This is a genomic window from Cellulophaga omnivescoria, from assembly GCF_001999725.1.
Classification (GTDB): domain Bacteria; phylum Bacteroidota; class Bacteroidia; order Flavobacteriales; family Flavobacteriaceae; genus Cellulophaga; species Cellulophaga omnivescoria.
In genome coordinates this window covers 221140-245491 of the sequence record NZ_MDDP01000004.1, presented here as the reverse complement: position 1 = coordinate 245491, position 24352 = coordinate 221140, and the positions used below count along the sequence as shown (strand labels likewise).

At 32.3% G+C, this 24352-nt stretch carries 16 protein-coding genes; 14 read left to right on the top strand and 2 right to left on the bottom strand.

Annotated features, from left to right (window positions below):
• Positions 1-114 precede the first annotated feature (114 nt).
• The 9 genes from BFJ87_RS03495 to BFJ87_RS03455 all read left to right on the top strand — a co-directional run bounded on the left by BFJ87_RS03495 (position 115) and on the right by BFJ87_RS03455 (position 18250).
• On the top strand, positions 115-12966 hold the full coding sequence (locus tag BFJ87_RS03495; RefSeq protein WP_077399970.1) for a T9SS type B sorting domain-containing protein: 12852 nt from the start codon (positions 115-117) through the stop codon (positions 12964-12966).
• Between the two features lie 119 nt (positions 12967-13085).
• On the top strand, positions 13086-13280 hold the full coding sequence (locus BFJ87_RS03490) for a hypothetical protein (RefSeq protein WP_034646407.1): 195 nt from the start codon (positions 13086-13088) through the stop codon (positions 13278-13280).
• A gap of 312 nt (positions 13281-13592) precedes the next feature.
• Positions 13593-13895, top strand: a complete 303-nt coding sequence (locus BFJ87_RS16965) for a hypothetical protein (RefSeq protein WP_216352836.1) — start codon at positions 13593-13595, stop codon at positions 13893-13895.
• A gap of 28 nt (positions 13896-13923) precedes the next feature.
• The gene (locus BFJ87_RS03480; RefSeq protein ID WP_077399967.1) at positions 13924-15138 is read left to right on the top strand and encodes a DUF4272 domain-containing protein; all 1215 of its coding nucleotides are present in this window, start codon (positions 13924-13926) and stop codon (positions 15136-15138) included.
• A gap of 118 nt (positions 15139-15256) precedes the next feature.
• Positions 15257-15877, top strand: a complete 621-nt coding sequence (locus BFJ87_RS03475) for a DUF1444 domain-containing protein (protein ID WP_077399964.1) — start codon at positions 15257-15259, stop codon at positions 15875-15877.
• A 40-nt stretch (positions 15878-15917) separates the two neighbouring features.
• Positions 15918-16406: a P-loop nucleotide/nucleoside kinase family protein gene (locus BFJ87_RS03470; RefSeq protein ID WP_077399962.1), complete on the top strand. Its 489-nt coding sequence runs from the start codon at positions 15918-15920 to the stop codon at positions 16404-16406.
• 23 nt (positions 16407-16429) lie between these two features.
• Positions 16430-16813: a hypothetical protein gene (locus BFJ87_RS03465; RefSeq protein WP_077399960.1), complete on the top strand. Its 384-nt coding sequence runs from the start codon at positions 16430-16432 to the stop codon at positions 16811-16813.
• 21 nt (positions 16814-16834) lie between these two features.
• Entirely contained in the window at positions 16835-17362 is a 528-nt protein-coding gene (locus tag BFJ87_RS03460; RefSeq protein ID WP_077399957.1) for a hypothetical protein, read from the top strand.
• Positions 17363-17644: 282 nt separating this feature from the next.
• Positions 17645-18250: a DUF3592 domain-containing protein gene (locus tag BFJ87_RS03455; protein WP_077399954.1), complete on the top strand. Its 606-nt coding sequence runs from the start codon at positions 17645-17647 to the stop codon at positions 18248-18250.
• On the opposite strand, the gene BFJ87_RS03450 is transcribed toward BFJ87_RS03455, so the two are convergent.
• Together BFJ87_RS03450 and BFJ87_RS03445 are read right to left on the bottom strand one after the other, a co-directional pair.
• Positions 18247-19056, bottom strand: coding sequence for a hypothetical protein (locus tag BFJ87_RS03450; RefSeq protein ID WP_077399951.1), 810 nt, complete (start codon positions 19054-19056; stop codon positions 18247-18249). The two genes, BFJ87_RS03455 and BFJ87_RS03450, sit on opposite strands and share 4 nt — an antisense overlap.
• A gap of 46 nt (positions 19057-19102) precedes the next feature.
• Positions 19103-19555 carry a hypothetical protein gene (locus BFJ87_RS03445; RefSeq protein ID WP_077399948.1) on the bottom strand — a complete coding sequence of 151 codons (453 nt, stop codon included), beginning with the start codon at positions 19553-19555 and terminating at the stop codon, positions 19103-19105.
• Between the two features lie 164 nt (positions 19556-19719).
• On the opposite strand from BFJ87_RS03445, the gene BFJ87_RS03440 reads away from it, so the two are divergent.
• The 5 genes from BFJ87_RS03440 to BFJ87_RS03420 all read left to right on the top strand — a co-directional run bounded on the left by BFJ87_RS03440 (position 19720) and on the right by BFJ87_RS03420 (position 24229).
• Complete coding sequence (locus BFJ87_RS03440; RefSeq protein WP_077399945.1) at positions 19720-21564, top strand: tetratricopeptide repeat-containing sensor histidine kinase; 1845 nt, start codon at positions 19720-19722, stop codon at positions 21562-21564.
• Positions 21561-22295, top strand: coding sequence for a LytR/AlgR family response regulator transcription factor (locus BFJ87_RS03435; protein ID WP_077399942.1), 735 nt, complete (start codon positions 21561-21563; stop codon positions 22293-22295). Before BFJ87_RS03440 ends, BFJ87_RS03435 begins: the two co-directional genes overlap by 4 nt.
• A 110-nt stretch (positions 22296-22405) precedes the next feature.
• A complete protein-coding gene (locus BFJ87_RS03430; RefSeq protein ID WP_077399939.1) occupies positions 22406-22816 on the top strand; it encodes a hypothetical protein in 411 nt (136 codons plus the stop codon).
• A gap of 117 nt (positions 22817-22933) precedes the next feature.
• Entirely contained in the window at positions 22934-23500 is a 567-nt protein-coding gene (locus BFJ87_RS03425) for a hypothetical protein (RefSeq protein ID WP_077399936.1), read from the top strand.
• An 18-nt stretch (positions 23501-23518) separates the two neighbouring features.
• Positions 23519-24229 carry a DUF6882 domain-containing protein gene (locus BFJ87_RS03420; protein WP_077399933.1) on the top strand — a complete coding sequence of 237 codons (711 nt, stop codon included), beginning with the start codon at positions 23519-23521 and terminating at the stop codon, positions 24227-24229.
• Positions 24230-24352: the final 123 nt, after the last annotated feature.

Below are 24352 nucleotides of genomic sequence, written 5' to 3'. Positions count from 1 at the left end.
TGTTATTGTGGCAACAACCTAATGCTGTTTTACAACAAAATATTGCATTTATGCCTACTTAATGTTCTTTTTGATAGTATTAATTATAGTGTTGTTACAACAAAATACCATCTGATGAACAAAAAAATACTTATTTTATTTCTATTGCTAATAGGCTTTAGTTTCTCCATTCAAGCTCAGTTAAGTGATTTACATTATTTACCGCCACTAAAGCAAGGGCAAAACAACCAAGCTGTGCAGCAACAAGCTGTTTATTTATCTACGCCAGAGCCAACTACCTTTACGGTTAATGCTTATAGGGGTACAAATACAACGCCAATTGCAACTTTTAATATCTCTAATGTTAGTCCTGCTGTTTACACACTTGCTAACGGAGATAATAATATTACCTTGGTTACCAATGAAAACACGGGTGTTGTTTTAAACAACAGTGGTTTACGATTTGAGTCGCCCAGCGGAAATAAATTTTATGTTAACTATAGAGGATATTCTGCTGCACAGGCTGCATCCTTAACATCTAAGGGTAGGGTTGCTATGGGTACTAGTTTTAAATGGGGAGGTATACCTAACTTAGGTCAGCACTCATCTAAATCTAATACACTTGGTATTATGGCAACAGAAGACAATACCGTAGTAGATGTATATGGGTATGATCCAGACTGTGTTTTTAGAAATGGTAATGATGTAGACGGACATACAGATAACACGTACCAAATAACATTAAATGCAAATGAATCTTTTGTTTTTGAAGCTTACGTTGGTAACTCTCCTACACAAGCACAAAGAGATGGTTGGATAGGAGCCACTATTAAATCAACAAAAAATATTGTAATTAGTAACGGTGGTATGAACTTTGGTCGTCAGGTAGGTTCATCAAACCGAGATGCAGGTATAGATCAACCTGTACCGGAAAATAAATTAGGAAAAGATTACGTATTTGTAAGAGGTAATGGTAGTACAAATGGTACTACAGAATTTCCATTAATTATAGGTACAGCAGACAATACTAATATATATGTTAATGGTAGTACAACACCAATAGCAACAATTAATGACGGAGACTATTTTGAAATACCAAGTAGTTATTACTCTAGCAATAGTGTTGGTGCAAATATGTTTGTACAAACATCTAAAGATGCCTACGCTTACCAATGTATGGCCGGTGCAGCGGAAGTGTATACACAAGGTTTAAACTTTGTAGCGCCTGTAAATTGTTTGTTGCCAGATAATATGGATAATATTCCTGATATTAGAAATATGGCAGGTACTACGGTAACAGGTGGTGTAACTATAATTGCAGCCACTAACACTCCAGATGCCAATATTAAAGTTTTTGAAAACGGAACAGAAATAACATCTATGCCAGCCTCAGTACCTGTTGCAGGTACACCAGATTGGAAAACATTTTTTATACCAGATTTAAATGGTAATATAAGTGTACAATCTACTGGTCCTGTAGCTATTGGTTTTTTTGGTTATAACGGAGCTAGAGGTGTTGCTGGATATTTTTCTGGTTTTGATACGGTACCAGAAGTTACTTTAGAAATTAGAGGAGGTAGCGGTTGTTTTGTAGGATCTGAAATATATGAAGCTACAGGTAATTTTGATGCTTACCAGTGGTATGAGGATGGTGTACTTATACCAGGAGCAAACAGCCCTACGTATGCACCATCTGGCGCTGGAGAATTTTTTGTAAGAGGTACCAAAGGTCCTTGTACATATGATTCTCAGCCTATAGATGCATTGTATTGTGATCCGGATGTTGTTTTAGATAAAACAGTAGATAAACCTGAGATTGTAGAGGGTGAAACAGCAACCTTTACTATTAAAGTACGTAACTTAGGACTTGGCCCACTTACAAATCTTCAAATAACAGATAATATACCTACTGGCTTAACCTTAGTGTCTAGCTTTACAATTACTGGTAGTTTTAGTGGTAATGTATGGAATATAGGTACATTAGATGGTGGAGATACTGCTACATTAGAACTGGTAGTTAGAGGAGATGAAATAGATATTCTTCCTTTGGTGAGTTTGGTAAATACGGTAACAAATACACAAGACCAAACAGATACTAATATTACTACAGATAGTCCTACAGCAAGAATTATTGTACATAATGACTATGATAACGATGGAGTTATAGACTCTGTTGACTTAGATGATGATAATGACGGAATTTATGATTCTGTAGAACAACTTTGTACTATTTCTAGTGATGTAACATTTACCTCTCCTTCAACAACAGTACAAGGAGGAACATCTGTAACAGAAATCTTTACCAATTTTAATGATTTTTGGAGAAGTTCTTCAGCAAGTCCAAATACTGTTAGACCAAATTTATCTCATGAGTTATTGGCATTTACATCTGGCGGAACTACTTTTTCTACAGGTGTTATAGATGATGATCTTTTTGATGCTAATAGTAATGGGTTAATGGACGGTATTGATACTAATAATGATGGTTCTTCAGATTTAAGCATTTCAGAATCTAATTGGTTAGGTTTAACACCTTCTAACAATATTTATGGCGAAATGACTATAGAGGCTAGTCTAAATGATGGAGATGTTAATAATGCTTTAGGGTTAACTGTAGTAGGAGACCCAACTACAGACCCATTAAATCCATTATTAACAAACGGTCAAAATAGTTTAGATTTAGGTACTGGTATAGCTAATATAGGAAACAGTTGGACCTATGAGATAGACCCAATTGTAGCAACTACTGTTGGTGATGGTATACCAGATATTTTATTAACCCAAATTGCACAACCAGGAGGAGCAGGGCACGTTATTAGCTTGTATGATGCTAACGGAGCTCCTTTAGGTAACGCAGTACAAGTACAAGCATCGGGTAGTGGTGCGTTATCTTCTGTAGTAGGTTCTTATGATTTAGATGTTTACTACCCTAACGGTAGTGTTTTCTTTGCCAATACAACTAGAGAATACCGTTTAGCAACTATAGAGTTGTCAGAATTTGGTATACCTGCAGCAAATATTGGAGATGTTGCATTTTTACGTTTAGAATTATCTAATGATGCAGATATTGCCTTTTTAGCATACAATACAGATTCATTTTCTGGTTTTTGTGCTAATTTAGATACAGATGGAGACGGTATACCAGATCATTTAGATTTAGATAGTGATGGTGATGGCTGTAGTGATGCTAATGAATATTACAAAGATGATAATGCAGATGGTGGAGATGATGGAGTTTATGGAGCAGGCACACCAGCTGTAGATCCTACAGATGGTACTGTAATAGCAGCGTCATATGTAGAGGTTTTAGCTCCAGAAATTTTATTAGGTAATACTGTTGAAGATTTATCTGGTAACGATATTAATGGTGATGATGTAACTTTAGGACAAACAATGCAATATGTACTGCGTTTTCAAAACACAGGAGATGATGATGCTACAAACTATACCATAAGAAATATACTGCCAGAAAATGTTATTTTAGATGGCGTAGATGTTTCTGGTGCTCCTGGAGTTACTTATACACATGATATTGCTAACCATACATTAAACTTTACTGTACCAGATAATCTGGTAGAAGTAGGGGATACAGAATATGTAATAAGAATAAAAGTATCTATTACAGCTAATTGTTCAGAGTTTGTAGCAGCTTGTTCTTCAACTTTAGAAAACATAGCGTATTCTACCTACCAAGGAACAGTAAACACAAATACTTTTACAGATGAAGGAGGAGCAACTTCTATTGGAGCTTGTACAAGAGATCCAGAAGTAGCAAGTAATTCAATTTTAAGTGACTTGTCATCTTGTAACCAAGCTAGAACAGTTCAACTATGTGGAGACTTTGTAGTTTTAACAGCTGGTGAAGGGTTTACATCTTACAACTGGGTATTAGATAATAATAATAATGGTGTGGTAGATGCTGGTGATACGGTTTTAAATGATGGTGATCCAGATACAGATCCAAGAACATATCGTACAACTGATATTGGTAATTTTATTGTAGAAAAAACAGGAGATGGTACTTGCCCTAATTTAGTAGAGCGTATTACTGTAGAACGTTTTGGTACAACGCAAACAAACCCAGTATTAGACTATTTTAACTATGTAAATAGTGATACTAACCCAGATAATGATTTACAGGGAGAAATAGCAACGTGCCCTATAGACGGTAGTTTATTACCAAAAATATACCTGTGTGGTGCTACAGATGAGGCAACAATACAACTGGGTATTACAGACGCAGAAAGTATTACTTGGGAAAAATTGGATGATGCTAGCTGTTCTGATGCTGGTGACGATTGTGCAAATAAAAATTTAACTTGTACTTGGAACGCAGTTTCTAATGTAGATAATTTTACTGCAACAGAAAGCGGTGAATATAGAGTTGTTGTAAGTTATACTGGTGGATGTTTTAGTCGTTTTTATTTTACAGTTTATAAAAATGAATTAGATATAGAGTTTACCTCAAAAAATATATTATGTGATACAGATGGTAATATTAGAATTACCAATGTAGGTTCAGGATATGGTTTTCAGTTAATAGATGCCGTTAGTGGAGCTGTAGTAGTTCCTTTTTCTGCAAACAACGGACCAAATTTTGATATTGCAACTGTAGGTACATACAAAGTACAGGTAACGCAATTAAATCCTGCAGATAACTCACCTATAGATGGAGCTTGTATTTTTGAAACTGAAGATATTGGTGTTAGGGAAGATATTTTTACTGTTAACATTACTACAACTCCAGAAGATTGTAATAATGGAGGTACAATAACTGTACAGGCATCTAATGCACTACCTAATTATGGTTATGAACTACGTTTAGATGATGGTTCTAATGGAGGTGATGGTTCTCCATTACGTAATCATCCAACTGTGAATGATAATACATATGAGTTTACAGGTGTTACAGCTGGTAATTATATAGTAATTACTACTACACAAGATGGTTGTTTTAATTCTCAAGATATAACTGTAGGCGAAATAGAAGAACTTAAGTTAGGGGCTGTTACTACGGCAAATATTACTTGTACTGCGGGTACAGTAAACTTAACTCCTACTGGCGGTTTACCTAGTCCAGTTTATGAAATGGCAATTTGGAGTAAAGACGGTGTTGCATTATATGCTGATGAAGCTTCTATACCAGATTCTGCCTTTACAGAAAGTACTAGTTTCTTATTTGGGTATAGAGGTTCGCCTTTAACTTATTATCCTAATGAAGAAGGTGAGTACGTTTTTATAGTAAGAGATAATAATGGTTGTTATGCTACATCTGTTCCGGTTAGAGTTGAAGATTTAGGAACACCAGAAATTACAGCTTCACATAGCACAATTACTTGTGCAGATTCTGCAACATCTACATTAACAGTAAATGTTACTGGTGGTACAGCTCCTTACAGGTATAGTTTAGATGGTGGTACAAATTACCAAACTGTAAATGAGTTTAACAACTTAGCTGCAGGTATTTATACTATAACAGTTATGGATGCAAGTGGTGATACAATAGATACAGGTTGTATAGTAAGTGAAGATTATGAAATAGATCAGCCGTTTAGATTAACAGCTTCTGCAGCTATTATTGAAGATGCTTCTTGTAACCCTGCAGGTGCTTTGGTAAAAATACTAAACCCTAATGGCGGAAATGGTACTTATGAGTTTAGCTTTAACGGCGGAGGTACTTTTAGTGCTACAGATACAGCAAATTTAGCTCCAGGAGATTATGAATTAGTTTTAAGAGATAGTTTAGGGTGTACTTATGAGATGGAAATTACGGTTCCAGATCCAATTACTGCACCAACTTTTAATACTGATATTGCGTATGATTGTATTGGAGATGGTACAATAACTGTAACACCTTCTAATACAGCAGACTTTAGATATGTTTATAAACTAAATACAGTAGATAATACACCAGCAGATAATAATATTTTTACAGGTGTAACTAATGGTTCTCATACTATTACTGTAGATTATGCAAGTGCATTAACAGCTAGCCAGTCTACATTGTTTTATGAGAGTTTTGGAGCAGGTGCTACTACACAAATAGCAGAAATAGGATCTGATTATTGTTATGAGCCGCAAAGTGGTGCAGAAACAGCTTGTAATCGTGGTCCGGCTGGTATTTTAGTAAACGGAGAATATACAGTTACAAATTTTGTAACCAATCCGGTTCCTAGCTTTAGAAGCCCTAATGATCATACAGGTTTAGCAGATGGTCGTTTCTTAGCTATTGATGTTAGTACATTTTCAGACGTATATGCAGCGCCAGTTTTAAACGGTGTGCTATGGTCTAGAACAGGTATAGAGGTGTTACCAAACCAAGACATTACTTTTTCTTTGTGGGCATATAATTTAATGCAAGTAGGTAGTAGCGGCAATAATCCAGAAATGACAATAGAACTGGTAGACGGTTCTGGTACTGTAATTTCTAGTGTTGCAACTGCAGAAATTCCTAAAAATACAAATGTAGATGATTGGCATAACCGTACGGTTACTTTTAATCCTGGTGCAAATACCACTGTGGGTATTGTTATACGTAACAATGTAAATAGTAATGATGGTAACGATTTAATTATAGATGACCTTAGAGCAACACAAGCCCCAGAAGCTTGTGCACAATCTGCAGATATTACTGTAATTGTAGAAGATAATAAAGAATTTAGTGCCGCATTATTAGGAACAAAAGATCCTAATTGTAATGGTGGTTCTGATGGTACTATTCGTTTTGAAGTTTCTAATTTTGATACTGTAACAGGGTTTGAATATTCTGTAGATGGCGGTACAACTTGGATAACATCTTTAACATCACCAGTTACAACAGCGGCAAGTTTAGCAGATGGTACATATAATGTGCAAGTACGTAAGGTTAGTGATAATGCTTGTATTACAAACTTTAATGCAACATTAACAGAGCCAGCAGCAATACTACCAAGTTTAAGTGAGACTTCTGCATATACGTGTTTTAACACAGGTGCAACATTAACAGCTTCTGCTACGGGTGGTTCTCCAGGTTATGAATATCAGTTAGAAAGAGCTGCTGATAATTCTATAGTAAGAGCATACCAAACAGATACTAATTTTATAAACGTAACTGAGGGTGATTATGTAGTTCGTGTTAAAGATAATAAAGGTTGCGAAGTTGTAACAACAACAGCTGTAACCGTAGATAAATTTGATGATATTGATTTTGATTTATCGGCTACATCATGTTATGATGGCAGTAATAATGCAACTATAACAGTTACCGTTACTAGTGGTAATGGCGACTACAATTTTAGAATAAATGGAAATGCCTGGGTAAGTCCAATTCCTGCAAATTCTAACGAACATATTTTTACTGGTTTGTCTAACGGTAGTTATGATATTGAAGTAACAGATGCTTTTGGATGTGTATCAATACTAAAAACTATAGTAATACAACCTAATTTAAGGGCTATAGTAGAGGTTGAAGATGTTAGTTCTTGCGCAGATGGTAGTATAACTGTAGATGCACAAGGAGGAGATGGTAATTTAGCTTATGCTTTTGTACCAACTACAACTCCTGTTACTGCAGCAGATTTTTCAGGAACAGACACATTTACTGTAGCTGCAGCAGATGCAGGTACTTATGATGTTTATGTATGGGACAACGGCGCAGCAGACCCACATTGTGAGTTTATGGAGACCGTAACAGTAAACCCAGCAACACCTTTAACATTTACAGCAGATCCAACAGATCCTGATTGTTATAACGGTTTAGGAACTATAGCAGTAGAAATTACTTCTGGTATAGCACCTTACACTTATCAAATTGTAGATATAGATAATGCTGGTGCCTCTAACGAGACAGTTACTAATGTAATTAACAACACCAAAACTTTTTATAATTTAAACCCAGGAAACTATACAATTAATATTACAGATGCCAGTGGTTGTACAGTAACCACAACTCCTAATGTAATTATTAACAATCCTGACGAGTTAACGGCAGATATTATAGGGGTTACACCTGTTACTTGTACTGGTACTGCTAGTGATTTTGGTTTTAGATTTGATGCTTACCCATCTACATTAGGAACAATAGAGTTTAGTGCAGATGGTGGTGCTACTTGGACAGCAGATAACTCGGTTCCTGGAACATCAGATAGGTTAACAGGTTATTTATCAGGAGAAAGTGTTTACCCTTCTATGAGAACGGTAGATGGCTCTGGAAATACTGTTTGTCAAACAGATTTTCCAAGATATACAATCCCTTATCCTTTAGATAACTTAGATATTACCATAGACGCTGTTGTTGTAAATTGTAATGAGTTACAAGTTAAAGTACAAGGCTCCCAAGGTACTCCTGGTTATGAGTATGCATTTTCTGAAGATCCTGCAAACTTTAACCCTGCTGCTGCTACTTGGATAGCTGGTGGTTCGGTAAATGATTCTTCAGGATCGGCTGTAACAGTTCCGGCAGGGCACGGTAATTACTTGTGGACAGGCTTAACTCCTGGTAGAACTTATGTGTTTTATGTACGTGATTTTAATGGTTGTGTACGCCAGAGTGATGTAAATGTGAACGATATTGTAAATCCACTTCCTTTAGATGTTGATTTTACATCGACTCCTTCTTGTGATGGGGCAGATAATGCAACAATAGATTTTACAATTACAGATAATGCCGCTCCTTTTGGATCACAATACAGATGGGAATTGTACAATATAGCAGGTAACATTATCAGATCTAGTGGTAATGGTACTACTCCTGGTATGGCAGGTACAATTGTTACTTTTAACAGTAACTTACAAATAACCAATTTGGTGCCAGATGAGTACTACATTGTGGTAACAGAAATTGATGGTGCTACAGATACCTGTATATCAGCTTCAGAAAATGTATTGTTAGAAGAGTTAGATCCAATATCTGCAACCTTAAGAAAATTGGAAGATATTACATGTTCTAGTCCAGGACTTATTGCCGTAGAAAACATCACTGGTGGTGGTGGCACATACACATTTACACTTACAGACCCTTCAGCTACAGTTATTGCTACGGGTACGCCAGATAATCCTTTAGAGATTCCTGAAGGTTCTGTTGCAGGTAATTATACAGTAAGTATTAGTGACCAATATGGCTGTGAGTATCCTCTAGGCACTATTAATATGTCACTAGCAGCTAACCCAACAATTAATGATGTTGAGGTTAATAACTGTGGTACTACTGCAACCTTAAATGTTATTACAACACTTGGAGATTCAGCTACACTTGTATATTCTATAGATGGTGGTGCAAATTACGTTTCAAACGGAGGAGTGTTTAATAATGTAGCAGTGGGTACATATACTGTTTTTGTAAAAGATGGTAACGGATGTACAGATTCATTCCCAACAGAAGTTTACCCAACTTTACAAGCTACTGCAACTTTAGAACAAAGTTTAGGTTGTACTAATGACGCAGAAATATTAATTACAGCTTCACAAGGCTCTGGAAATTATGAATATAGAATAGAAGATTCATCTGCTACAGAAATTGTTGCTAGAACAGCATTTACAACATCTGTAAGCGCAGCGGTAACAGTTGCAGATACGTACACGGTTATGGTTTATGATGCAAGCACATCTACACCAGTTTGTGTAAGAACGTTTACAGTAAATGTTCCTGCTGCAATACAGCCAAACTTTACTGCTACAGCTACAGACTTAACATGCAACAGCTCTGCAGACGGTATAATTAAAATTACTGAAGTTAATAATGGAAATAATCCATTATCATACTCTATTTCACCTAATGTAGCAACTTACAATCCTACTACAAATTCGTTCTCAGGCTTAGCGGCAGGTACTTATGATGTGTCTGGAGTTGGTCCTAACGGTTGTGTAACTACTAGAACATCTATAGTGGTAGGTGAGCCAAATGTAGTAGCGTTTGCTACACCAGTTGTTAACCAATTTGGTTGTATAACAGATAATACTACAAACAATGCAACTATTGTTTTAGATGAAACTAGTATAACTGGTGGTAGTAACACTTATTCTCGTTATGAGTTTGAAGATGTAACTACTGGAGATATATTACAAACAGGTACAAATGCCACATATATTTATACAGATTTTGCTGGTGGTGATGTTATAGTACGTGTTATTGATGATAAAGGTTGTAGTGCAGAGCAAACAGTTACAGTGTTAGCATACAATCAATTGCTAACGGCCAATGCTGTTGTAACAGACGCAATAGCTTGTTCTAATGCTGGCGAAGATATTAGGGTAGATGTTACAGGTAGCATTACAAGTTATACTACTGGTGCTAACCCTGGCGATTATCAATTTACATTATTGCCAAGTGGTACACCTCAAGCATCTAATTTGTTTGCAGATTTACAACCAGGTACGCATACTATATTAGTAGAAAATACAACTACTGGTTGTCAAATAACTACAGAGCACATTGTATCAGAGCCTAATACTTTTGATGTTCATGTAGAGATAGTATCTGATGTTATTTGTTTTGGTACTGAAGGACTAGTTAGGTTAACTATAAGTGATGCAACTTATACAGGAGGATTTACATACAGAATTTATGAAACTAATAATACACCAGCAGATCCTTTAGATGATGGTCTGGCTATTAGAAGTGGTAGTTCTGCAGATTTTGGACCTACTGCACCTATTAACGTGCCAGCTGGTAATTACAGAGTAGAGGTAATACAAGATGGTTTCCCAGATTGTACTCAAAATAGATTGTTTAATGTAAAGTCTCCAAGTGCTGCTTTAGCATTAGATCCTATAGCTACAGAAGATGTTGGCTGTACAAATGATATGGGTACGGCAAATATTAAACCAACAGGAGGTTTAGCTCCATATACAATTTCTATTGTAAATAATGTTACTCTGGCTACAGAAACAGTAAGTGGTGTTAACTCATACTTATTCCAAAACTTAGCTGCAGGCCAATACACTGTTACTGTAGATGATGCTCTGGGATGTTCTAACACTTTCTCTAATGCGTTTAATTTGGTAGTTCCAGATCCTATTTCAGGAACAATTACAAACACAGATTTAGTTTGTTATGGAGATTCTGATGCAACAGTAACCTTTACTGTAAACCCAAGAAATGTTACTACTACCTACAAATATGTATTAAATAAATACACAGATGCTAGCGGTAGTTCATTAATTTCTAGTACTGTTAGTCAGTCTGCAGATACATTTGGTAATTTAAGTGCTGGTTTCTATAGCATAAGTGTTGTAGATGCTATGAACTGTGCTTTTGAGTCTTCAATTATAGAAATTGTAGATCCTTTAGAACCAAATGCAACATTAATAACTACAGCAGAATTAGGTTGTACTACTGGTGCTGAGTTAGAGTTGTCTGCAGTTGGTGGTACTGCTCCTTATACTTGGAGTACAGACGGTGTAACGTTTACAGCAATGAACAATGCAAATGGTCCTGGAACGCACGTATTTACTGGTCTTGCAGATGGTACATATCAATATTATGTTAGAGATAACTTTAATTGTATTTCTGCAGTATCTAATGTAATAGTTATAGATCCTATAGCGCCACTTACATTGGTTGTAGATGAAAGTGCAGCGGTTATTAACTGTAACGGAGAAAGTACTGCCGTAATTACTGCAAAAGCAGATGGTGGTTTAGGTAACTATCAATACGGATTGTTTACTGATGCTACACTAACAAACCAAGTTAGAGCCTACCAAACATCAGAAACATTTGCAGATTTACCAATGGGTACATATTACGTTAATGTACAGAGTGAAGATTGTGAAACATTGTCTAGTGCAATTAATATTACAGAACCAACAGCATTAAGTGTAACACCTGTTATTACTAATGTAAGTTGTAATGGTGATGATGATGGTAGTATTGTGTTAAATGTAACAGGCGGTACGGGTAACTACCAGTACGCAATATCTCCGGATCTTAATAGGTTTGATGATGAAAATATGTTTGATGAGCTTGTTGCTGGTGATTACAGTGTAATTGTACAAGATGCTAACGGTTGTTTTGAACTTATAGAGTTTACAATTACAGAACCTGCAGAGTTACAAATGAGTTTAGTGTCTACACCAGAAATTTGCGCAGGTGATGAAGATGGTACAATTACAGTAACTGCAACTGGTGGTACAGCGCCATATAGTACAAGTATTAATAGTAATGATGATGCAGATTTTGTAGAAGGCAGAATGTCGTTTACAGACTTGGCAGCAGGTACATATGTTATTTTTGTAAAAGATGCTATGGGCTGTATTACTAATGAAGTTGTAGAGATTGAAGGCGGTGCAAACCTTACGGCAAGTACAGAGGTTATTTATGAGTGTACAGGTGATACTCCAAACAACAGTGTAGCAGTAATTTTTGAAGACCCTACTGTTGCAGCAGATGTATTATATGGTTTAGATACTACAGACCCAGCGTTAATGGTATTAGATCCAGACTTTACAAACTTAGCTCCTGGTATGCACTATATAACTATTGCACACGCTAACGGATGTATAAATACAGTAGATTTTGAAATAGAGGACTTTACTCCATTGCAACTAATTGCAGAGCAGCAAAGTATTAATGAAATTACTGCATTAGCAACAGGTGGTAAACCAGGTTATACATATTACTTTAATGATGTAGATAACGGAGAAGATAATACGTTCTACATTACTAAAACAGATACGTATACAGTACGTGTTGTAGATGAAAACGGATGTGAGTCTATACAAACCATATTTATGGAGTTTATAGATATAGAAATTCCTAATTTCTTTACACCAGATGGTGATGGCCAAAACGATTTTTGGATTCCGAAACACATAGATCAGTTCCCTGATATTTATATTACTATTTTTGACCGTTACGGTAGAGAAGTGTATAAATTAGAAGATAATGAACAAGGGTGGGACGGTTTATACCAAAACACAAATTTACCAACAGGTGATTACTGGTACGTTATTAAGCTTAATGGCGAAAGTGATGACAGAGAATTTATGGGTCACTTTACATTATATAGATAACAACTTTTGTTATAATTTTACTAAACCCTTCTAAATTTTTAGAAGGGTTTTTATTTACACTTATAATTAAAATTGTATTTATTACATTTGAAAAATCTTATACAAACAAACTTTTAAGGTTGGGAACTACCAAATTTGTACTATTTACCGCAGACAATAAATACGTAGTAGAGTATTTGTTGCAACAACTTATACTTAGCGATAGTATTACAGAGGCCCTAATTTTTGAAGAGTACGACCTAGCAGTGGGTTTTAGAAAAATGCTTGCTAAAAATTGCAAATTAGACTGCTCTATAAATACATATATCGAATAATTTTTTGCTGCATTAAAAAACAATCTCTAAATTACTCTCTGTAAGAACTATCTTTTCTTGTTAAGAGTGTTCACCTCTATATAGCTGGTTTTTTCAGAAAGAATAAATTTAAATTTAATATTGAAAATGGGATTATTCAATTTTTTCAAAAAAAAGAACACCAACACAAGTAAAAGTGAATCATCTTTGGATGAGAAACAAAATAATTTTAAAAATGATATGACCAAGTCTGCTGAATTTTTTGTTAACAGCAGTTCAGAAAATTATAAAGGATTAGACTATTCCGTTTAAAGTTTAGAAGTTGTTGAGAATATGTTAGATGAAGCGTCTGATTTTTATAAGCAAATGGATAAGGAACAACAGCAAAATTTAATTACAACAGTTGGCTCATATATTTTTGAAGTAGCAAGACAAAATTTTGGAGGAAAATATTTTTGGTATGATAAATTAAACCAACCCATACTCGTTACTGGTCAACCTAATTTTGAAGCTTCAATTATAGCAAATGATAAGGTAGAAAAAAGATTAGTTAATGGGGTGGAAGATAATATTCCTTTTTATTTTGAGGGCTATGTGCAACTTATTAATGCTAAAAAATCAGGAATGATTGTTTAATATCAATCTTATAAATTAAAATATACATATGATATGTACCGTATACACACATAATATTGGTGTAGATAAAATTGTAGAAGTGTTAAAAAAAAGCATTTCTGAGGTAAGTGTAAATACCAGAGGAAACTCTCGTGAAATAGTAGCAGAAACCAAAGGTGGGTTATTTAGTAAAGACAGTAAATTACTTATTAATTATAGAGAACGGTTACAGCCAGATTATCAAATTCATGCAACAGAAGATTGCCCTTTAAACGAGAACTTAAAAGGTTTATATGGCTATATAAATTCTTTACCTACTAATAACGATAAAGTAAAAGGCTTGTTTTTAGCCAAAGTACAAACATTAAACGCAGAGTTTTCTATTCAGCAAGAGGGTAATATTAAAAATTTAAAAGAAGTAATTTTAGAGTTAGCACAAGAGTTAGACGCTGTGCTTTTTGTACAGCCAGACGCTCCAATTTCAAAATCTAATGGTCAGCATTTTTTAGATAAAAATTTAGATTTAATTATAGATGGTAAAGGTAATTGTGAAATAGAAGATCTGGTAGTGAATATAGACACTAAGTATTATGACAAACCAATGCATAATATTACAGAAGATCAAAAATTAAGAAAAGAGCAAAATGATACTTTTATAGCATCAAAAAATATAAAAGTAAATAAAAACTTGCCATTTGTAGCGAGTGAAGAAAGTGTAAAAATTCGTTCGGCAAAAGAAATAGCAGAGCGTATAACTATATTGGCAATTACAAACTTTGTTGCATTTAACTCTATGTCTGGGCCAGATGCTTTGGAGTATATTAACACACACAATTTAACTAGTTTAGTAACACCAAAAGAATTAGATTTTTTACAAGACCCTACTGAAGATGAAAAAAGTCAAGAAACTTGGAAATGTGAGTGTATTTGGGTGCTTTTTTGGGCATTAAACAAAACTAAAGAAATAGGTTTTCCTAATACTTTAGCAGACCTAAATAATATACCATCAGAGGAGTACCCGGTTGGTAAAAATAAAAATCCGTGGGACTTTATAAACAGTCAAGCAACAGTTAAGAGTACTACAGAAATACTTAATGCAAACGATTTATATTACCGTTTAGATTGGGCTTGTGTAGATGCCAGAATTAATGGTAACCAAATTGAGCAAGTGCACCCAGGTGTAGTGTATGAGCGCCATTATGCATTAAATTGGCTTATAAATTATAACAATGCCCATTGGGATAATGTTACCTGTGATACCTAAAATGGTATAATATACTTCAAATACAAAACTAGACACTACGTATATAAAAGCATTTTTTAATTCATTAATATTTACCATATTTTCAATATATAGTTCAATAATAAAATATAGAATAGATATGAACGAAAATGTAAGTGGAAGTGAAAAATCACAAGAAGAAATAGAAAAATTAGCGCAACAGGCAGAGAGTGGAGCTCATAAAATTTACCCAATACTTAAACCAGGAGATTGGGTAGGTATTAAAGCAGGCGCTGTAAAGTCTAATTTTATAGGTACAGATGATGATTTAAAAGTGGTTATTGGTTTTGGTTATGATACTCCAAATGATTTTATATTTTTAACTCACAAACATTTAGAAAAACTAGATCCTGATGCCGTACTAAAAGAAGCATTTAAAAATTTAGAAGAATTTGAAACTGAATTTACAGCGTTAGAAAAATTAGATAATAAAGTTTTAACTTCTAGCGGTTTAGACTTTTGTAGTGAGCGTATACTATCATCTAAACATATGCGCAAAGCACATGAAATGCTAGATGCTGAAGAAATTTTAGTAAGTATTCCTAGGCGTACCTGTATGATGGCTGTATCTAGACATGCAGATGCTACGCTATTAGGCACTTTTGTAAATCTACACGTAGCTACTTGGGAAGATGATAGTTATGGAAATGCACCAATATCAAATTTACTTTTTGTGCTTAAAGAAGGGCAAATTGTTGGTACAATTCCTATAGATAAGTAATTATTTACGTTCTTTATTTTGTAAAATAAAGTATAAAGTTATGATACATTTAATTGTTGGTAATACTGGATCTGGTAAAACTACTTATGCAACTAAATTAAAAAAAGAAACAAACGGGGTTGTATTTTCTATAGATAAATGGAACAACACATTGTTTCTTGCAGATAAAAAACCAGAAGATGGTTTAGAGTGGTTTTTAGAACGCATAAATAGGGCAGAGGATATTATTTTAAATGTAGTGCAGCAACTGCAGGAGTCTAATGTTGCTGCAATTTTAGATTTAGGACTCTCTAAATATAGCCATAGGGAGAAATTTAGAAAATTTGCAGAAGAGAATGGATTTAAAGTAAAAATTCATTTTTTAGATATTTCTAAAGAAACTAGGTTTAAAAGAGTAATGCAAAGAAATATTGAAAAAGGAGATACGTATGAGTTTGAAGTGAGTAAAGAAAACTTTGACTTTATGGAAACTTGGTTTGAGAACCCAAGCAATGATGAAATGAAAAACGGAATTGTTATTAAAGAATAACGGTTAAACTATAAAAACAAAAAATGAGTACATTACAGTTAAAAGAAAATATAAATTCAAAAGTACAAAACTTAATGATTGATACTTTTGAGATTGTTGGGGCAAACAAAGGAAACTTATCTATTACAGACTTATTAAAAGGAGAACCAACATTAGAAAATGTTTTTTTTATGGTAAAGGATACCGGCTTTTATGAGGAAACTGATACTATGAGCCTTTTAAAGGCTTTAAACATAGAGTTTTCAGAAAACAACGGAACTAAAGAAGATGAATTGCATAAAGCTTGGTCTACAATGGTTGCAACTATGAACAAAGCAACATCTCAAGAAGACTTTAATGCAAAATTTGCCCTATTTGTTCCATTAATATTAAAAAAAATGAACGAGTTTAAGGCACAAGCAAACTAGTTTATTTAGTAAATATAAGGTATGAACAATTTGCTTTATGAGGTTAAATATGCTGTAGAAACATATTTTAAATTTTTGCAAGACAATTACAATTTTACTTCTTTTGAGCAAGTTCCCTTGGCGTATGAATATCATTTTAAAGCCAAGGATAATGCAAATAATTTTATAAATATTCATATAGAGTTAATAGCCTCTACACCAATTTGGGTAAACTTTAATGGTGCTTATATTGAAGATATAATATCTAGTGATGTAGTAAATACATACAACCAAGAGCTACACAATTTGTATGATAAAAACTTTAAAAAGTATTTAAAAACTAAAGATGTTGCTTATATAAGTGCCAATGTAGATAATTACAATTTATATGGTAAAAGTATAAATGAAAAACGACTACAGTGTATAGCAAAAATTATTAATAAAGATTTTTATGCCCTAGTTGAGGCTAGTAATAAAGTAAAGCAACTTAAAAAACGTAAAGATAAAGAGGCCAATAAGCATATACATTCTAATACGCTTAACGAGTTTGTTTTACTATCCAAATCATAAAAATTTAAACAAAATTTTAAGTATAATAAAACACTATCTATAGATACTGAAAAGTGCCAAATAGAAGTGGTAAGTTATACTGAATTAGAAGGTGTAATAAAAAAAATATTAAAAAGTAGGATAAACTTACAAATACGATGGTTTTTTTGTTAATTAACTGTGTAAAATTTATTTAAATGGCTTTTTTGATAAGTATTTACTATAAAAACACTTTTTTTTATGATATATTTTACATATATTAAGTAACAAATTTATTATCTACTATAACTTTTTGAGCTTAATATGGCTATAATTGCAAGTACAATTTTTTTGGTAATTGGGTTGCTGTTAATTTTAGGTTTTCTGTACATCTTATTTAGGAACGGAAGAATTAAAAGAAACGGAATATTAACTAATGCTAAAGTTATATCTATATCTTTTGAGAAGGGTTCAGAGAATGAAGAAGGATTCTCTGGCATAATAAAGGTTCCTGTTTATAGTTTTGAGTATTTTAAAAACGAAAAAATAAAAAGTTGTAGAATTAAAGGAAGAAGCAATTCTAAAGTAAAAATAGGAGATACTACACCTGTTTATTATCACCCTAAAAACCCATCTAAAGATTACTTTTTACCCAAAAAAGATTTTTTTGTTAAGTATGTGTATTTACTTATTGGATTTATATTTTTTAGTATAGGAATTTCTAAAGGGTATGATTTTTATAGTAATTATTTTAATGTATTAAAAATACCAGATGTTACTAAAGAATACTTTTTAAAAGTTATTCTATTGGTATTTATAGGCTTTGTTTTATGGTCTTTGCTTATTAATATTGTCAATACATTTATCTACAATAAAAAAAATAAAGGCATTAAAATTAATTCGCAAAAATTTTATAAAAAAGTAGTTTAGCTCCAATCAGTTTTTTGGTATTCATCTATCCATTCTTTTGGGTAAGTAGCATATAAATCTTTTAAAAGTTTTTTGTTGGCATCTGTTTTTTTAAAGTCCATATAAAAGCTACCTAAAAGCCAAACATCTGTATTTTTTAAATTTGTTTTATGCAAGTTGTATAATACTTCCTTAGCACTATCACTAGTATCTAATAGCAGTAAAACTAAAGAGCCAGCTGTTAAAAAACTACTCTTAAAATAATAATGAAGTCCTTTTTTTATACGGTTAACCAATGCTTTGTTATTTAAAAAAGGGGCAAACTTAGCGTGTTTTTTTCTAAGATTAGGAAATGTGGTATAGCTATTACAGAGTTTTGTAAATTGTAAAAAATTTGCATAGTCATTATATAAAATATCGTAAACAGAGTCAGAGTTTTCATTGTTTTTTATACCAAATAATAAATACAGTATATCTGCGTCTAAAAACGTAGTATCTAAATCATTGTCATCTATATTGTGTGCTAAAGCTTTTAAAAATAAAGGGTAATGTTTCTCTAAAGGCTTGTATATGTTGCCTAGTTTAAGTTGGTAATAAAATGCCAAATAAATATCTTCATCATCAATTTTAGACATTTTAGTACTCATTACTCTGCTTATTTCATAATGGTATGAAGGGTAAAATTGTCCTTGAAAATTATTTTCATACGCCTCTTTTTCACTCGCAATAAAATGTTTTATAATTCCAACATTGTCTTTTTTAATTGCTGCTGCAAAATTTAAATTACCGTATAATTCATTTTGCTTTTGTAATAAACTATTGCTCATTTATTCTATTTTAATAACTAGTTACACATATTGTTTAATTGTATTTTTAAACATAATCTACAAGTGTACCCTTAGCTGCTTTGTTTGCTAATCTTTTTGCTTTAGTTTCTTGTGTGTCAAAAGGTGCAATATTAGAAAGTGAAACTCCAAGATCTTTTTCTATATTTTTTTTAGAAACTTCTAACGCTTTTTTTACAAATAATGGATACATATCTTTATAAAACCAATCTTGTAAGTTGTCATAAAATTTATTGTCAAAATCATAAAAAGTATTTTTAGTGCTTATTTCATACTTTTTATCATTTAAAATAAAAAAATAGTTTAAGTTAATTATAATGCTAGTGTTAGCACCTTCTTTATCGTCTGGCCAATCATAAATTAAAAACATAGCATCATCTATACTAATTTTTGCTGCAATTTTTTTAGTAATCTCTTTTTTGTGTGTTATTTCAAAACCACAACCTTTTGTTATGTTATCAACAGTTTCTGTATAGTCCATATTCACTTTTTTATAAAGCCAAAATAACATTCATTTTTATAAAGTTATAGATGCTTTTTATAACCGACGCTAACGGTTTTATATTTGCCATTTAGTTGTTAAAAAAATTTCTGTTTCACCTTAAAAATGTTAGTTTCGTTTGTTAAAGAATAGTACTTGCTTACATGAAATATTGCTTTTTTGTTAATAGATTGGTTTATAGTGTTTTATTGTTTATTTTATTTAGTTGTACCAACACAAAAAACAACCAAATAGATTTTGATGAAACTCTTAAAATTACAGACAGTCTCTCACAGTTTAATTATGAAAAATCTATTAATATTTTAGATAGCTTACAAAGCAACCTAAAAGGACTTACACCACAGCAAAACGCTTTAATTTTATTTAAAAAAGGAGAAATTTATTATGTAAACGATTTGTTTTTAGAGGCTATTAATACACATAAAAAAGCAAAAGATTTATTTATAAATTTAAATGATAACTACAATACAACCAGAAGTTTAATAACGTTAAGTGCCGCAAATTTACGTTTTAATAATTTAGAAAAAGCACAAGAATTTGCTTTAGAAGCATTAAAAAATGCTAGTGTATTAAAAGACAAAAGGCTACTTGCTAAGGCAAATAATTTGCTGTTTCAGTTACACTTTACATTAAAAGATTACCCTAAGGCTTTAGAGTATATAAAAAAGGCCGATAATATTTTTACAAACCAAAACGATACCACATCTGTAATTGCTATAAAGTCTAATATTGCTGGTATTTATTTAAAACAAAAAGAGTATAACAAAGCTTTACTAGCTTACCAGGAGGCTTTAGAACTTGGTAAAAATATAAAATCTCCGCAAACTATTGTAAAAATTTTAAATAACATAGGCTATACGTATGTAGAAACAGAACAATATGCTTCTGCAGCAAAATTTTTACAAGCGGCTATACAAGTAAATAAAAATATTAGCGTAATTAATGGAGCTCCGTATAAAGGACTTGGTTTTACCTATTTTTTAAATAACGATTTTGTTACAGCTAAAGCATATTATAAAAAGGCAATAGAAATTTTTGAACAGAATAAAGATACGCCTCAACAAATACAAATTTTAGATAAACTTATAACTATTGCAATACGTACTAATAAGCCAGAGGAAGCTTTGGCGTATCAAGAAAAAAGAGATGCTTTACAAATAAAACAGCATACTAAAGAAACAGAACGTTTATTACATTTTTCTACAGTAAAATATAAGGCTAAAGAAAAAGAAGCAGAGCTTTTATTTTTAAAACAAATTACCGCAAAAAACAGGATGCTTTATGGGAGTTTAGTTGCTGCTTTGTTATTACTTTTGGTGCTACTGGGAGCTTATTTATACATTACCAAGCTTAAAGCGGCCAATAAGGCATCAGAACTAGAGCAAAGCTTGTTAAGAATGCAAATGAATCCACATTTTATTTTTAATACACTAGCTGCAATACAAAATATTACTTTAGAAAAAGATCCAATAAAATCATCAAACTATATAGCAAAGTTTGCCAAACTTATACGCCAGAATTTTGATTATGTTCGTAAGGAAGAAATTAGTTTGGAACGAGAAATTAATATGATATCTAACTATATTGAAACACAACAATTACGTTTTGATTATACTTTTACATACGTGTTAAATGTAGCTAAAGATTGTGATGTTAAAAGCCTAAAAGTACCACCAATGTTATTACAACCCTTTTTAGAGAATGCAATTGAGTACGGATTAAAAGAGAAGAAAAAAGGTGGTGTTTTAGAGTTACACATAGCAAAAGAGCAAAATAAACTTTGTTTTGTGATAAAAGACAATGGCGTGGGAAGATCACATCAATCTAAAACAAAAAAAAGTAAAGAAGTACACGCTACAGATGTTTTTAAAGAACGATTAAAATTGCGCAAAAAATCTGAAGAAAAAAGTTTTACTATTGAAGATTTATATGGTGAAGATAACCAAGCAGTAGGAACTAAAATTACATTTAAAATTAATATTGCATGATACAAGTTGTTATAATAGAGGACGAGTTTAATGCCCAAAACACCTTGTCTAAATTACTAAAGTACACACAAAAAGATATAGAAATTATTGCAAAAATAGACTCTGTTGAGACAGCTATACAATTTTTAAAAACGCATACACCAGATTTAGTTTTTATGGACATAGAACTAATTGGTGGCAACGCATTTTCTATACTAGATGCTTTAAAAAGTATTTCTTTTAAAATAATTTTTACAACTGCTTATGATGATTTTGCCATACAAGCAATACGTGTAGATGCTGTAGATTATTTGTTAAAACCTATAGATTCTGACGAGCTTACAGCTTGTATAGATAGGTTTAGAGTTACTCATAAACAGAATAAGAGACTTAAAACCTTAGAGAAAAAAGTTGAAGATTTTGAGGCCAAAGAAGAGCAAAAAAACTTACTTATTAAAACAACTCAAGAGCAGCATATTTTGCCTTTAAATGATATAATTAGGTGTCAGTCAGACGGTAGTTACACCATTTTTTATACCGCAGATAAAAAAATAATGAGTGCACGTAATTTAAAATATTATGAGAACATTTTAAGTGATCAAATTTTTGTTAGAGTACACCAATCTCATCTTGTAAATATAAATTATATAGAGTCTATTATATTAAATAATATTTTACTTAAAGACGGAGAAAAAATACCCTTAGCATCTCGTAAAAAAAGTTACTTAAAACAGTTTTTAGCTAATTTATAAACGGATTTAAAACAAAAAACAACGTTTGTAAAACCGTTTACAACATAGGTGTGTTTTAGTGCTATTTTAGAATCTTATATTATTAAAATAAACATTAAAAACATACTATTATGGGACTTAAAGAAAAGAAAATTACAAAAGCATTTCAAGACGAAAAATTTCCTGCGTTAAAAGAACAAATTGTTGCTGCAGCTGGCTTTGATGTACCTTTAGAAATAGAATGGGAAACATTGTTTGAAGACCGTTTTACGCACTTGTATATGGATACATATTCTCAAATTTATTTTGAGCCATTAGTGCAAGCTTTTACCGCAATTACTGCAGATGATATGGGTAAAGAAGCGTTACAAGAAGGACTTAAAAAAGTTGTAATTGTAAACAGAGATAATCACCACAATCCAGAAAGAGCCTATACTTTTACAGATGGTACTTTAGAAGTAAACCATTGCCCAGTAAGTAATGCTCCAGATGTTAATAGCAGAGTAAAAGTGCTTACAAACTTATTAGAGAATAATTTGTAAAACACAAGTTATATGCAAACTATACTAAGAGATTTAACAGAAGAGGAATTAAGTACTTTAGAGTTAGACTTAGATCTAGCATATTCTATTTGTAAAAAATAAGAACAATTATTTTAAATGATTGAAGAAGGTGAAAGCGCAGACCAATTATCAGAAATAAAGAAAGAAACTTATACTGGTTTGCTATTATTTTATAGAGATTGTGACTTGCGTAATGAGTTGCTTTTAAATTATAAAAAAAATCAAATATTAAAAGAAAACGGATTTACAGATGTATCTGTTTTTTCCGAAGGCTTATCTAAAAACGTACGTTTTACCATAGCAACAAACAAGGCTATTAATATGGCTAAAATAAACCCAGATGTTGCAAAGTTTGGCTTTTTTGTTTTAAGAGCTCCTGCGTATTATAAAGTGTTAGACATTTATAAAGAAGAGAATAAAACACATATTATTTTACTACATTTAAATATGGAGTATATACCTTTTTATAAATACAATACCACAGCTATAGATGAACAAATTATTAAGTTAGCAAAAGACAGGTTTAGTCGTAATGTAGTTAGTGAGTGTAATAAGTTTTTATATGAAGACGAGTGGTTGGAAAGAACAAAGGATCCAATAGGTATGACCAATGACGGAGAACTATTTTTACCTTTAATCCCAGAAAACAACAATAAAAAATAATACTATTAAATAAAAATAATGGAAAACGATAACACTTTAGATACTAGTAAATTTGTAAATGTAGAAAAGCTAAAACCGCAATCTTTTAATGATTTGGTAGATGCTAATGCTGGCCTATCTTTTGAAAAACAATTTGTTTTTGCAGATGTAATAGGAGACAATGGTTGGCAATTAGATATGGGTACCGCTACTATTGTTTTTGGAGATTTATCTTTTCCTATACAGGTTATAGGTTCATTATCGTTTAATGATAACTCCTGGATGTGGGGTTGGGCAAATAAACAAAGTGGAATTCCAGAGAGTTTGCTACTTCAATCTAATAAGTTAAAACAGTTTGGAGAAACCCATAGTATTAAAGAGTTAATAGAGCCTCATTTTAATGTAGAGGAAAATTTTGAACACAAAATGGGAATGGTAGCCTGTGGCTTGTTTAACTCTAAAAGCTATTATTGCGCTAATTACGGCCAAGGTACACTGGTAGTAACTATAGATGATACTAAAATACCAGCTATAGATAAAAATAAATTAGAGAAAGTGTTAACTATTTTTCCGCAGTTAATTAGTGCTATTGCTTTAGACCACAAACAAGCATTAAAAAACTACTTAATAGATCGTGATTTTAAACTTCAAATTTTAGACAATAAAATAGAAGGACTAAAAGATGGTAAAGTAATAACTGCTAAGTTTGATGATTTAGATAGGTTAGAATCTTTAAAGGGAAAGCTCTAAAATTTAGAATCCAACTAAACCAAATAAGTTAAAACCTGTAGCAGTAATGTTGCAGGTTTTTTAATTTAAACCTATTTAAATTCAGAAATTAGTTATTGTTAGTGTCTTTTAACAACTAACTAT

Coding starts and splice junctions, on each gene's coding strand:
- BFJ87_RS03465 (WP_077399960.1), top strand. CDS start 16,430: ATGAGTACATTACAGTTAAAAGAAAATATAAATTCAAAAGTACAAAAC.
- BFJ87_RS03495 (WP_077399970.1), top strand. CDS start 115: ATGAACAAAAAAATACTTATTTTATTTCTATTGCTAATAGGCTTTAGT.
- BFJ87_RS03460 (WP_077399957.1), top strand. CDS start 16,835: ATGAACAATTTGCTTTATGAGGTTAAATATGCTGTAGAAACATATTTT.
- BFJ87_RS03480 (WP_077399967.1), top strand. CDS start 13,924: ATGATATGTACCGTATACACACATAATATTGGTGTAGATAAAATTGTA.
- BFJ87_RS03475 (WP_077399964.1), top strand. CDS start 15,257: ATGAACGAAAATGTAAGTGGAAGTGAAAAATCACAAGAAGAAATAGAA.
- BFJ87_RS16965 (WP_216352836.1), top strand. CDS start 13,593: ATGTTAGATGAAGCGTCTGATTTTTATAAGCAAATGGATAAGGAACAA.
- BFJ87_RS03440 (WP_077399945.1), top strand. CDS start 19,720: ATGAAATATTGCTTTTTTGTTAATAGATTGGTTTATAGTGTTTTATTG.
- BFJ87_RS03430 (WP_077399939.1), top strand. CDS start 22,406: ATGGGACTTAAAGAAAAGAAAATTACAAAAGCATTTCAAGACGAAAAA.
- BFJ87_RS03425 (WP_077399936.1), top strand. CDS start 22,934: ATGATTGAAGAAGGTGAAAGCGCAGACCAATTATCAGAAATAAAGAAA.
- BFJ87_RS03435 (WP_077399942.1), top strand. CDS start 21,561: ATGATACAAGTTGTTATAATAGAGGACGAGTTTAATGCCCAAAACACC.
- BFJ87_RS03455 (WP_077399954.1), top strand. CDS start 17,645: ATGGCTATAATTGCAAGTACAATTTTTTTGGTAATTGGGTTGCTGTTA.
- BFJ87_RS03470 (WP_077399962.1), top strand. CDS start 15,918: ATGATACATTTAATTGTTGGTAATACTGGATCTGGTAAAACTACTTAT.
- BFJ87_RS03420 (WP_077399933.1), top strand. CDS start 23,519: ATGGAAAACGATAACACTTTAGATACTAGTAAATTTGTAAATGTAGAA.
- BFJ87_RS03445 (WP_077399948.1), bottom strand. CDS start 19,555: ATGGACTATACAGAAACTGTTGATAACATAACAAAAGGTTGTGGTTTT.
- BFJ87_RS03450 (WP_077399951.1), bottom strand. CDS start 19,056: ATGAGCAATAGTTTATTACAAAAGCAAAATGAATTATACGGTAATTTA.